The 12785-nt window shown below is 37.6% G+C and carries 9 protein-coding genes; 3 read left to right on the top strand and 6 right to left on the bottom strand.

Translation table 11 applies throughout. The features are described from left to right. Positions 1–3 precede the first annotated feature (3 nt). Positions 4–834: a spondin domain-containing protein gene (locus H4J70_RS14535; RefSeq protein WP_182216303.1), complete on the bottom strand. Its 831-nt coding sequence runs from the start codon at positions 832–834 to the stop codon at positions 4–6. A 221-nt stretch (positions 835–1055) separates the two neighbouring features. Between H4J70_RS14535 and H4J70_RS14530 the strand changes: the two genes are divergently transcribed. After that, a complete protein-coding gene (locus H4J70_RS14530; protein ID WP_182175749.1) occupies positions 1056–1418 on the top strand; it encodes a hypothetical protein in 363 nt (120 codons plus the stop codon). A gap of 60 nt (positions 1419–1478) precedes the next feature. Here the strand turns inward: H4J70_RS14530 and ligA are convergent, their stop codons facing one another. The 3 genes from ligA to smc form a co-directional block, all read right to left on the bottom strand. Further along, positions 1479–3521 (bottom strand): NAD-dependent DNA ligase LigA, encoded by a 2043-nt coding sequence (gene ligA, locus H4J70_RS14525; RefSeq protein WP_182216305.1) that lies wholly within the window; start codon positions 3519–3521, stop codon positions 1479–1481. 74 nt (positions 3522–3595) lie between these two features. Further along, positions 3596–4660, bottom strand: coding sequence for a cell division protein ZipA (gene zipA, locus H4J70_RS14520; RefSeq protein ID WP_182216306.1), 1065 nt, complete (start codon positions 4658–4660; stop codon positions 3596–3598). Positions 4661–4717: 57 nt separating this feature from the next. Next, complete coding sequence (gene smc / locus H4J70_RS14515; RefSeq protein WP_182216308.1) at positions 4718–8218, bottom strand: chromosome segregation protein SMC; 3501 nt, start codon at positions 8216–8218, stop codon at positions 4718–4720. Between the two features lie 156 nt (positions 8219–8374). On the opposite strand from smc, the gene cysZ reads away from it, so the two are divergent. Beyond that, positions 8375–9127: a sulfate transporter CysZ gene (gene cysZ, locus H4J70_RS14510; RefSeq protein ID WP_182216310.1), complete on the top strand. Its 753-nt coding sequence runs from the start codon at positions 8375–8377 to the stop codon at positions 9125–9127. Positions 9128–9343: 216 nt separating this feature from the next. Further along, on the top strand, positions 9344–9730 hold the full coding sequence (locus H4J70_RS14505; RefSeq protein ID WP_182216312.1) for a hypothetical protein: 387 nt from the start codon (positions 9344–9346) through the stop codon (positions 9728–9730). An 84-nt stretch (positions 9731–9814) separates the two neighbouring features. On the opposite strand, the gene H4J70_RS14500 is transcribed toward H4J70_RS14505, so the two are convergent. Both H4J70_RS14500 and H4J70_RS14495 read right to left on the bottom strand, forming a co-directional pair. Then, the gene (locus tag H4J70_RS14500; RefSeq protein ID WP_182216313.1) at positions 9815–11665 is read right to left on the bottom strand and encodes a M1 family metallopeptidase; all 1851 of its coding nucleotides are present in this window, start codon (positions 11663–11665) and stop codon (positions 9815–9817) included. 101 nt (positions 11666–11766) lie between these two features. Continuing rightward, on the bottom strand, positions 11767–12633 hold the full coding sequence (locus H4J70_RS14495) for an OmpA family protein (protein WP_182216315.1): 867 nt from the start codon (positions 12631–12633) through the stop codon (positions 11767–11769). Positions 12634–12785: the final 152 nt, after the last annotated feature.

Genomic DNA, 12785 nt, shown 5'->3' with positions numbered 1-12785 from the left:
AAATTAAGATGCTGGGATAGTAATGGTTACTCGGGCAACAGGGTTCAACCAACGATGCTCTGTCGATTGCAAATCACTTGCTCCATCGGTAAGACTTGTATCGCCTAGAATATTTCTATGAATATGTACGGGACCATCGGTACCATCAACAACTTCATTAGCACCAATTGCACTACCATCTTCAGCAAAACCAACTTTTACTGCAACACCTGTTCCGCCAACACCTAATGGCACTGGAGAAGCACCTGCACCTGCAACACCTGGAACACCGTAACCACCAAGTGCAGCACCACCTTGTTCAACAATATCAGTACGCATACTGTTTAATTCATCATTTAATTCTGTACCTGCATCATATGCGTGCAACATATAAGTATAAGTACCTGGCGTAGTTGGAATTTTAATACTGTCTAAGCCAACAAATGCATCATTCGTTGGGATCAACATAGATAAAATTGAAAGATAAGGCTTATCCATCGTATCAAAGGCATAACTTAAAGACGTTGATGGCGCGACTAAACCACCAAAACGGTGCCATGTATTCGTTGTATTATCGGTATCTGTAGGGCCTAAAAGTGCTTCAAAGTTTTGACCTGCTGATGCAGCATTTTGCGCATCATCAATGACACCCGCTTCTGCAAGCCATGCTAATGCTGATGTAGCTTCAACACCGGGTTCAAAAGCATCAACAGAATTATCATGGGCTATAACTAAGCGTGGCGTAAAATGTTGTGCATGGGTGAGGTTAGTAATTTGAATATCAATGGTTTGTGCCATTAATGCTGAACTTGAACAAGCTAATGCGATAGCTGATGCGACTTTAAAAAATTTCATAACTTTCCTTTGATGACTAAATGATTTCACATTCAGTATGCGCAGCAAATATTACGAAGGTTTCACGAAGTTATCACGAATTCATCACAAGAGTTAATTATAAAAGTAATGAAATTTATTTAGAGAAAGAGGTTCTATGTATTGATAATATTTATTAAATCTTGCAAGTCCCGCAGCAAGCGTGACAAAATTATTAATCATTATCATTTTTTAGAATTTATATGAAATATCGGTTAACACCAGCACTATTCAATAATATCGCCATTACTTGTTCTTCATATCGCTGGAAACTATTAGCGTGGAGCGGTTTCTCGTTTGCACTATTTTTTATGTTAAGTAAGCAAATTGAACAAAGCACCCCTATTGTCTTGGTGTGGTTCGCTATATTTATTTTATTTGCGGCTTTACAGACCTTAGTGGTAGCAAGTTTTATTTTCTTCTTTGTGACTTTACAATCAAATAAACAAGAAAATAAACCGTGGCGAAAGTTTTATTCAACAATCGAATGGTGTGAGGCCATTATTTTTACCGTTATATTACCTTTACCTATGCTTTTGTTTGTTTACGCACTGATCGTTATTTAACCGGTTGTTTATTGTTTAACCGGCTATTTATTATTTAACACCTAGGGATCAGTAATAACCTTATTTATGTTTTGCAAGTAAGGTTACCAGCTCATCTTCGGTCAATATATCTACCCCTAGGTCTTGCGCTTTTGTTAGCTTTGACCCAGCCTTTTCACCAGCGACCAAAAAGTCAGTTTTTACTGAGATACTGCCTGAGACTTTAGCGCCCAGTGCTTGTAATTCTGCTTTAGCTTCGTTGCGCCCCATTTGTGTCAAAGTGCCTGTTAAGACAAATATTTTATCTTTTAAGGGCTGTTGTTCTGCAGATTTCACTTCAATATCTGACCACGACATTATGCTTTCAAGCTCACTGACCACTTCAATGTTATGGTCTTGCTGAAAAAATTGTATAATATTTTTAGCAACAACCGCCCCAACATCAGGCACTTTTTGCAAAGTCTCTTCATTCGCTACTTTGATTGCAGGGAAGTTAAGAAAATAATTGGCTAAATTGGTTGCCGTGGTTTCACCTACTTCGCGAATACCGAGTGCATAAATAAATTTAGGCAATGTAGTAGTTCTTGCTTTTACTAGACCTGAAATTAAATTATCTGCCGATTTTTTACCCATACGAGCCATGGTACTCACGTCTAGTTCTGTTAACTTAAATAAGTCAGCAGGGGTTTTAATCAAGTTTTCGTCGACTAATTGCTCAACTAATTTATCGCCTAAACCATCTATATCGAGGGCTTTTCGTGACGAAAAATGTTTAATCGCTTCTTTACGTTGTGCGCCACAATATAAGCCCCCCGTACAACGTAGCACGGCTTCGCCTTCAGCCTTAACCACAGCAGAATCACATACTGGACAAGTTGTAGGAAAAACGATGTCACGAGAATTTTCAGGACGCTTTTGCAATTGAACACTGACAATTTGTGGAATGACATCACCCGCTCTTCTTATCGTAACAAAATCATTAATTTTGATACCTAAACGCTCAATCTCATCCTGATTATGTAAGGTCGCATTGCTGACGGTTACACCACCAACAAAAATAGGATTTAAACGCGCAACCGGAGTAATAGCCCCTGTTCGGCCAACTTGAAAATCAACATCAAGTAATTGTGTTGTCTCTTCCTGTGCCGGAAATTTATAAGCGGTTGCCCAGCGCGGCGCTCGAGCAACAAAGCCTAATTTTTTTTGCAGGGCTATATCATCAACTTTAAAAACCGTGCCATCTATTTCATAGCTTAAATTGTCACGTTCTTGCATGATATATTGATAAAAACTGGCGACTTCTGACGAATCACTCAGCAACTTAACTTCTGGGCACATAGGTAAACCCAATGTTTTTAACTGACAAAGACGTTGATAGTGTGAATTTTCTAACCACTGTTCGCCTAATGTTTGACTTGATGCTTGTTCAACATAACCAATACCATAGACATAAAAAGCTAAGTTGCGTTTAGCGGCTATTTTTGAGTCTAATTGGCGTAAACTACCTGCAGCTGCATTTCTTGGGTTTGCGAAAATCTTTTCACCTTTTTTTAGCGCACTAGCATTTAACGCATTAAAGCTGGCTTTGGGCATAAAAACTTCGCCGCGAACCTCTAATATGTCAGGGTAATTATCACCGGTTAATTTTAAAGGTATCGATTTGATCGTGCGAACATTTACCGTGATATTTTCACCAACAGCGCCATCCCCGCGCGTAGCTGCTTGCACTAAAACACCATTTTCGTAGCGTAAACTCACCGCTAAACCATCAAGTTTTGGCTCAGCACAGTATTTAATAGTTTCTTTAGAAAGCAAACGGTCTTTTACACGCTTAGCAAAAGCTTGCCATTCATCGCCAGAAAACACGTTATCAAGCGATAACATCGGTACTTGGTGTGTCACTTGACTGAAAGATTTTAACGCTTGCCCACCGACTTTTTGACTCGGTGAATCAAGTAATTTTAATTCTGGCTCTGCTGTTTCAATTGAAATAAGTTCTCGCATTAAGCGATCATATTCTGCATCAGGAACACTGGGTTCATCTAGGTCGTAATATTGATGATTTAATTGATTGATAAGTTGATGAAGCTCTTGTACTCGAGTCGCATTAGCAGGTGATGACATAAGAATGAATTACTTTTGAAAGAGTTTAAATTACAGGTTAATCAATAAATTAACCTGTCAGAGTTTGCTTAGTTTTAAGATGAGGCGATTAAATTTCTTCGCGTAAATTCGCGAATTTTACCCACATAATGTTGTTCTGTTTGTTTGGTCATAACATTACGTTTGTCATCTAATAATTGACCATTAAATTCTAAAGCGAGTTGCTTTGCTGCGTTGAGCATTTGCTCAAAGACAACGGAAGCATCACCCGCATTAGGTAACATCATAAAAAGGCTAATACCTTGTGTAGTAAAGCTTTCCATATTGTCGAGGTCAAATGTTCCTGGTTTCATGATGTTTGCTAAACTAAAAGTAACTTTACCATTTCCAGCATTATCTTGATGGCGATGAAAGATGTTCATCTCTCCGTATTTCATACCCAAGGTTAATAATGTCGGTAAAAGTGCGGCACCTGACATTTGCTGTTTTTCAGGCATAACCACTGAAATAACAAGTACTTCAGGTTCAACTTCCACTTTTTTATGCTGAGGGATTATCGATTCTTTTTTGGCTGCGCTTTTACTTTCCTTGCTTTCGCTGCCAAAATTTATCTCTATTTGGTCTCGCTTAACAGGCGCTTTTTCAGTAAAACGCGCCGACGTTTTCAATGGTTGTTTAGCTGATGTTATCGGTGTTTGATAGACAGGTGTTTCAATTCTCTCAATAACAGCCGCTTCTTTGGCGGTAACCGAGCCAAATAATGATGCATCATGATCACGTAAATCAGCACTGTTATTATCTTTTTTAGCAGAAGTTTCATCAAAAGAAGACATGTCCCCCAAACTTGGTTCATCATCTTCGGCACTAAATTCGCGATATGATGTAGCTTGTTCTTCATATTCAGCTGTCGATGGCATAGGCATCTCTTCATCATATGATTGAGCACCAAGTGAGTTTTCAACAACTCTTGGTTTACTAACACCATCTTGATCAAAGCCTGAGCCATCAAAACCTCGGTTATTAGGCTCAACTTTTTCAGCTTTTGCTTTAAGCTTATAAGGGTTTTTATTTTTTCTTATGGTCCAAAAACCATGAACAAATATTGCCGTGATAACCACAGCACTGATAACAATCAATGCAGTTCTGAAATTATATTCCATCGGATAGCCTTTTATTATTCTATTTTCAGCTTTGTTTAGCTTTACTTAATTTTGTACTTATTCTAATTCAGCCATAGCGATTGCTTCATCAATATCTACAGCTACCATTTTTGATACGCCCGGTTCAAACATAGTAACACCGGTTAACTGACTCGCCATTTCCATCGCTATTTTATTATGGCTGATATAAATAAACTGTACAGTTTGCGACATCTCTCGCACCAAGTTACAAAAACGACTAACGTTAGCATCATCAAGAGGCGCATCGACTTCATCAAGCATACAAAATGGTGCAGGATTTAACCTAAAAATTGCGAACACTAATGATAATGCGGTCAGCGCTTTTTCGCCACCAGATAATAAGTGAATAGTGCTATTTTTTTTACCTGGCGGTCTAGCCATAATAGTAACACCCGTTTCAAGCATATCATCATCTGTTAAGGCTAAATAGGCACTACCACCACCAAACACCTTAGGAAATAATGCTTTAAGATCACTATTAATTTTTTCAAAGGTATTTTTAAATTTGTGACGGCTTTCTTTATCTATCTTAGCAATGGCTAATTCTAACGTATTAATCGCTTGGGTTAAATCTTCATCTTGTTGATCAAGATAGGTCTTTCGCTCAAATTGTATTTGATATTCATTAATAGCTGCAAGATTTATTGCCCCTAAACGATTAATATCTTTACCTAAGTTAACAATATGAGCCTGCCATAAAGGCTCTTTTGCCTGATCTGGCATAGCGGTTTGCACCGCCAATAAATTCTGTTGCATTTCATTAAGTTGCTCGAGTGCCGCATCAGCACGTAAACGATAACTTTCTGCGGTTAAATGAACAGCATTAATTTGCTCTTTCTTACTATTAATATTTCTAGTTAGTTGCTGAACTTTTGATTCTGCATCACTAATCAGTGTTTTAGAGTCTGTTGTATCATGCTGTATCTTTGCTATTTTTCCATCAAGTTCCGCAACGTCTATTAACCATGCTTGTAACTTTTGTTCATCAACTTGCAACGGCGATGCGCACTCTTCAACGATTTCTTGATGCATGCGTTGTTGTTTGGTGAGTTGTTGAATACTTTCTTGCGCACGAACTAATGATAATTGGCCTTGAGTTTGCTCATGATTCAATTTTTCAATCATTAACGCTTGCTGATGTTTTTGTTGATGGAACCTTTGGCTACTTTCTTGACTGTCTTGAATTTTTCTTTGTAAACTCTCTTGTGCACTGCTGATATGCATAAGCTGTTCGGCATCATGCTTTGGTAATTTTGTAAGCGCATCTTCTTGTACTGATAATAATTTTTTGTTTTGGCTCAGTAAACTTTCTAGCGTTGTTAGCTCTTGTTGATAAAGGGTACTTTGTTTATCGCGTTGCTCTGCCGCTTGTTTAGCCAAAGCAATTTTTTGCTGTAAAGCCTGAACTTGATAAGTAGATTGTTCGATTGCCGTTTTAAGTGCCTTAGCGTCACTCACAAATTGTTCTTTGCTTTTTATCAGCTGACTTTCTTTATCTTGGCATTCTTGAATACTGAGTGTTAATCCAGTCACTTTTTCTGAGGTCTGGCTGATATTATCCGTTAACTGTAGCAAGGCATCAAAATTTTCAGCGCTTCCTTTTCGCAGAAAATACCGACTTAACCAAGTACCATCTTTACAAATAACTGACTGATGATCAGCAAGCGTTAACATTATCTGTTGCGCTTGTTGGTAATCTCGGGCAATAAAAATATTATTTAGCAAGGCCGTTATTGCCGGTAAGCCTTTAACTTGTTCGGCCAATGTGCCGCTTGTTACTTTCACTGAACGAGTCGCGCTAGTCTTGTTTATTTGTTGATCAAGTACTAAAAATAGTGGTTCAATGGTGACTTCTGTGGGGAAATATTCAACCAACTCGCCTTGTAACCAATGATGTAATACTAATTCGACACTTGCCTGCCAGGCTGTTTCTACGGTTAATAATTGAAAAACAGCGCCAAGAACTTTTTGCCCGCGCACACTTAACCATTCTTTTTGCTTAATGCGCCAACCTGCTTGTTGATTTTGTTGTGTCAGTAACTGCTGTAAATAAAGCTTTAATGCTGCTATTTCACCACTGTACTGTGCTTGCTGCTTCGAGGCTAGGCTGATTTGGGTAACGAGTACGAGTTGGTTTGATTCATTATCTTTATATTGTTTTAGTAAAGATTGCTGGTGTTTTTCTTGCTTAAGTAGCTTATTTCCAAGCTCAGCAGTACTCTCGACATTTTCGCTGAAGCTCTCTTTGGTTAAATTCGCCAATAAATGTGTTAATGATTGTTGGCGCTGCTGCTGCTGACTTATCTGCTCGCTTAACTGAGAGATTCGCTGATTAACACTCAGCTGTTGATCATTTGTATCTTGATGTTGGCGTTGTAAAGCTTGCCATTGCTGATGCTCATTTCGCTGCTGTTCAATATAGCCTTCTAACTGAATTTGACTCTCAAGCAGTTGCTGCTCTATGAGTTCAAGTTCAGGTACGTGTTCGGTAATTTTTAAAGTGCTTTTTTGGAGCTGTTCTTGCTCGGCTAGCACCAATTGTTGCGCATTAATCAGCTGTTGCTGGGTAACACTGTTATCGTGTTGGGCTTTCTGTTTTTGTTGCTTTAAATGTTTGATGTTTTGTTCTGCACGAGCAATATCATTACTTAATAGTAATTTTTGTTGATGTAGCTCACCGCTAGACTCTCCGCCTATGGTCACTTTTTGTTTAGCATCAAACAACTGGATATCGATTTTTTTCTGTTCAACAATCAAAGCTTCTATTTCTGTTTGATATTGACTTACTTGTTGTTTTTGCTCGTTAGCTTGTTGATCAAATTTTTGCCATTTTAAAACAGTCAACTCAGCTCTATATTTACGCTCTCTAGTTTTTAACGTTTTAAAACGCTTAGCGGCTTCTGCCTGTTGATGCAGTTTGTCGATTTGTAAACCAAGCTCTACACGTATATCGTTTAAACGTTCAAGGTTTTCTCGCGTATGTCTGATTCTATTTTCAGTGTCTCTGCGGCGTTCTTTATATTTAGAAATACCCGCGGCTTCTTCAATAAAAACACGTAACTCTTGCGGCTTAGATTCAATAAGTTTTGAGATAGTACCTTGCTCAATAATCGCATAACTGCGAGGACCAAGACCGGTACCCAGGAAAATATCGGTGATATCTCGACGGCGGCATTTACTACCGTTTAAATAATATGTATTTTGACTATCTCGATTTATAACGCGTCGAATAGAAACTTGATTACGATCGGCCATATTGCCTTGTATGCGACCATCAATATTATCGAATAACAATTCAACAGATGCTTGTCCGACCGGCTTGCGTGTTGCTGCGCCATTAAAAATCACATCGGTCATGGCATCACCACGCAAATTTTTCGCTGAACTTTCACCAAGTACCCAACGAACAGCGTCAATGATATTCGATTTTCCACAACCGTTTGGCCCAACAATAGCTGTCATTCTTTGTTCAAATGGCACTTTAGTCGGGTCAACAAATGATTTAAAACCAGCAAGTTTTATATGCTTTAAACGCATAAAACACAGAAACCTTTTATTGTTATACTTTGATAATACTCAGCAATAAAATTTTACCAGAGTTATCTATATTTTGTAACATGAAACATCTGTTCAATTTATCAATTTATTTTATAATCACAGTTAAAGAAAGCATGTAAGGATAAAAATCAGCCAATGAATACAATTATTAATCAACCTTTAGCTAACAGTGGTGCCGGATATTTTATTAAGGGCTTTGAATTAATCAGAGAAAAAGGTATTCGCCGTTTTGTGTTTATACCACTACTGGTTAATTTAGTATTATTTAGTGTCGCCTTTTATGGTCTATTTTTAGAACTTGATACCTATATGACTATGCTCGATAACTGGCTTCCTGATTGGCTGTCTTGGTTAAGTGCTTTCTTATGGCCAGTCGCTTTATTATTTTTGTTAGTGATGTTTTCTTTTATATTTAGCTCAGTCGCCAACTGGATTGCCGCACCTTTTAATGGTTTGCTATCAGAAAAGATGGAATTATTGCTCTGTGGTAAAACAATACCACCCGCTTCAACCCTCGATGTTATAAAAGATGTACCACGAACGTTATCAAGGGAATGGTGTAAATTACGTTACTATTTACCGCGCGCTATTGGTTTTTTTATTCTTTATTGGATACTGCCGGTTATAGGACAAATATTTTGGTTTTTATTTTTAGCTTGGATGATGGCCGTTCAATATAAAGACTATCCTTTTGATAATCATAAAATTGACTTTAATGAAATGCGTTACGCACTCAAACAAAAGCAAGGATTAAGTTATAGCTTTGGTATCACAACGGCAGTATTTTCAATGATCCCTATTATTAATCTAGTGGTCATGCCTGTCGCTATATGTGGTGCAACCGCGCTATGGGTTGATCATTACAGAAATGACTTTGTTGATACCTAATGAACTTTCGAGATGATTTTGTTGACCGTTCATGTTAATTAATTATTAATCAGTTAGTTAGCGTTATTTATACGATTAGGTACTTATTACCGCTATTATTATTTGTTATTTAAACAATGCCTTATATAGCGGTAATGATTAGATTATTAACAATATTCTTGATAATTACCTAGCAACACACTAGATTTAGCTAAGCCCGTTAAAGGATCAAATATTATGTTTAACCTAAGTACCGTAAATTTATCAAGTCGATTAGCTTGTTCCTTGAAAACACTATTAGTCGCTTTTATGTTGATAAACGTCAACCTTGCTATCGCAGAAGAAACAGCAATGGTGACCATACCGGCCATGAGTGATGCGCGAGTTTTTGCTGAATTTACCGATGAGACACCTGCGGTTATAAACTATTTTACAAGAAGTACCGAAGAGGAAGTTATCCAGTTTTATCAAAAAGAATATGGGCAAGCGTTAAACCAAGAAAGGAAACGTGGCCGTTTAACGCTAAACTTTAACCAAAAACAACATAGCATCCGAGTTGTTATTTCACAGCAAAACAAGCTACGACAAGTTGATGTGATCGTTGAAGAAAACAGCAATAAATAATATATACATCACAAAATCACATAAAAAAACGCCACGTTAATAAATGTTAACGTGGCGTTTTTATTTTATCATTTTAGTTGAATGTTATTTAGCTTTTAAGACACCGTCAATAGTGCCTTGCGCTAAACCATGATAACCAGGACGCGCTTTTTCATAGACATTAAGTGCCCAAGCTTTACCTGCAGGTGTCTCAGCTAACGCTTTATAAAGCGGTACAATTAACTTACGACGACCGATAGCAATTAGATATTTTGACATCGCAGGGTAAACAGTATCGTAACCGGTTCTTAATGCTAATAAGTACCAAGCATGTGCAATTTCAGCATTAGTACTGGCGGTAAGGTTAAACGCTTTATCGAGTGCGCTCATCCGCTCAGTCGGTAATGTTACCGGCAAGTTATTAATAAAATGCAGCCATTCATGCAAGGTCCATGCTTTAGTTGGTAATTGCGCTAACGTTATTTTATCACTTAACAGACTATTAATTTGACCGTCGATAGTGGTAAATGCACTTGATGTAGGCTGCGGCGCATAACTAGGTAGTCCTTGTTCATAAATCCATTCATTAACTTCTTTATCGCTGACAATATTTGGATATTTATCAGTAAGATTTTTTTTCAAATAAATAACAAAATTGGCAGTACCTAAACTTTCAAAGGCATGGCTGTTGAAGTAATCTAAAATAAAAGTATCAAATTTATCTCGACCAAATTTAGCCTCTAAAAACATTAAAAACAACTGACCTTTCACATAGGGAACACCTGAGAATGCGTCATCAGGATCACGTCCTTTAAGGTCGATATAAAGTTGAGTATCACCCGGCGCTAATTCAGCAATTTCATAATTTAAACTTTGTGCACCAAGCGCTTGTTCCATAACAGCTCGGTCTTCACCAAATACCGCTTCCATAATACGATTTTCAACATAACTGGTAAAACCTTCGTTTAACCATAAGTCACGCCAACTTTCATTAGTCACTAAGTTACCCGACCAAGAATGAGCGAGTTCATGAGCAATTAAATTGACTAAGCTTTTATCACCAGCAATAACTGTTGGGGTAATAAAAGACAAACGTGGGTTTTCCATACCACCAAAAGGAAAACTAGGCGGTAATATCAGTAAGTCATAACGTCCCCAACGATAAGGACCAAAGATTTTTTCTGACTCATCAATCATCGCTTGTGTATCGTCAAACTCACTAACCGCTGCATCTAAAATGCTGGCTTCAGCATAAATACCCGTTTGCTTGCTCATCGCTTTAAATTCTAAATCGCCGACACTAATTGCAATTAAATATGGAGGGATTGCTTGCGGCATACTAAAAAAGTAATCGCCGTCACGAGCGGTATTAGGTTCGTTATTTGCACTCATTACCGCTAATAAATTATCAGGCGTAGTAATACGAGCGGTATAAGTTACGCGAACACTAGGTGTGTCTTGCACAGGTATCCATGAACGTGCGTGAATCGCTTGATTTTGACTAAATAGGAAAGGATACTTTTTCCCTGCCGTTTGTTCAGCTGACAACCATTGCAAACCTGATGCTTTTTCAGTTGATTGGTAATAAACACGAATTTTTTGTGCTTTAAAAGTATTGTTTATGGTGAGTTTTGAACCTAACACGTTATCACGATTAGCCAGTGTGAAACTTACCCCACGCCATTGTCCTGCTTCAGTTTGAGCCATTACACGGTCAATGATTAAATCTCGGGTATCGAGAATAATCGGCTGCGAAGTTTTACTTAACCACTCTAACGATAATTCTGCAAAACCAGCGAGTGATTTTTCATCAAAATTAACCGCTAGATCTAAATAGATGTGGGTTGTTTTTACTTGGTCGTAATTAGCATAGGTGTATGCGTCATTGGTTTTTGCCAAACTTGTAAAGCTCGATAAAACCAATAGTGCAAATAAAGACTTAAACAATGGTCGCATTATGGAAGATCCAATAAAAAAATAGGCTGATAGATTAAGATAACCTACCAGCCTATTCAACTGATTCTTTATAAAATAATTTTTTTGCAGTACATTCGTCTTTACGGTTGTTCCATTCTAATAACAACACGTCTGTTTTGTGCACGACCAATAACGGTATTGTTAGCAGCAATGTGACGCTTTTCGCCATAACCTTTTGCTTCAATTCGACTAGGGTCAATACCACTCTTAACAAAATGCTCTCGAATCGTGTTTGCTCGGCGGTTTGATATTTTCAAGTTATCATTTCTGCCACCATAACTGTCAGTATAACCGTCAATAAGCACCAACTCTAAGTTTTGATCTAAAGCAAGGTACTCTGCGATCATCGTTAAACGCTTTTTAGATGATTTGGTTAAGCTATCACCACCAAATTGATAATTTAATACCGTATAAGAAATATCATCAAAATTGTAATTAAGTAAGTTACTGACACAACCAATAAATTCTTGATAGGCACGGTTAAACTTAGCCGTTGATATACCAACAGAAATAAGATCGTTGTCGCTATACCAATCGTTATAGTAAAACGTGGGGTTCATGCCCTGCTCTAATTCATTAAGCATATTCCAAGCAACCTTTTTCGGTAGACTTGGCGCAAACTGCTTATGAAGTTTCATATTGGCAAGAGTTCGACCATTTTTTCCAGGGCGCCAATTAGGCGCAACAGAACGAACTTCTGCTAATGAATAAGTATCAGGTAAACGCATCATATCGAGTTCAAATTCCATATTCATTTTACGGTTTGCCGTACTGTAGAATTTTGCTTCACCATAATTAGGTATTTGGTGTGATAAGGTGCACTCTAGCCTTGAGTTATTAGTTAACTGCCAATTAGCGTGTTCTAAGTCAGCACCATACTGACGAATACCAGCATTAGCTTGGCTAACAAATACGCATAATAATAATGTGATGATAGTTTTTTTCATAAAATATTTATCTTTTATCCTGCCACGTATCTGTTATCGACCCAATATTCTATAACTTTAGCAGTTATCAGCAATATTTTCATAACTTTAAAGCTTCATCATAGCGTTCGCATAGAGTTTACATTTTTTTTCTGCGATAATTTACTCCTTGA

Source organism: Colwellia sp. BRX8-9 (genome assembly GCF_014077245.1).
Classification (GTDB): domain Bacteria; phylum Pseudomonadota; class Gammaproteobacteria; order Enterobacterales; family Alteromonadaceae; genus Colwellia_A.
Note: the sequence above shows the minus strand (reverse complement) of the source record. Positions and strands in the feature narration are given on the sequence as shown.

Bases quoted from the DNA above. Each gene is read 5' to 3' on its own strand.
- H4J70_RS14505 (WP_182216312.1), top strand. From the start codon at position 9,344: ATGTTTAACCTAAGTACCGTAAATTTATCAAGTCGATTAGCTTGTTCC.
- H4J70_RS14495 (WP_182216315.1), bottom strand. From the start codon at position 12,633: ATGAAAAAAACTATCATCACATTATTATTATGCGTATTTGTTAGCCAA.
- cysZ (WP_182216310.1), top strand. From the start codon at position 8,375: ATGAATACAATTATTAATCAACCTTTAGCTAACAGTGGTGCCGGATAT.
- H4J70_RS14535 (WP_182216303.1), bottom strand. From the start codon at position 834: ATGAAATTTTTTAAAGTCGCATCAGCTATCGCATTAGCTTGTTCAAGT.
- H4J70_RS14530 (WP_182175749.1), top strand. From the start codon at position 1,056: ATGAAATATCGGTTAACACCAGCACTATTCAATAATATCGCCATTACT.
- smc (WP_182216308.1), bottom strand. From the start codon at position 8,218: ATGCGTTTAAAGCATATAAAACTTGCTGGTTTTAAATCATTTGTTGAC.
- H4J70_RS14500 (WP_182216313.1), bottom strand. From the start codon at position 11,665: ATGCGACCATTGTTTAAGTCTTTATTTGCACTATTGGTTTTATCGAGC.
- zipA (WP_182216306.1), bottom strand. From the start codon at position 4,660: ATGGAATATAATTTCAGAACTGCATTGATTGTTATCAGTGCTGTGGTT.
- ligA (WP_182216305.1), bottom strand. From the start codon at position 3,521: ATGTCATCACCTGCTAATGCGACTCGAGTACAAGAGCTTCATCAACTT.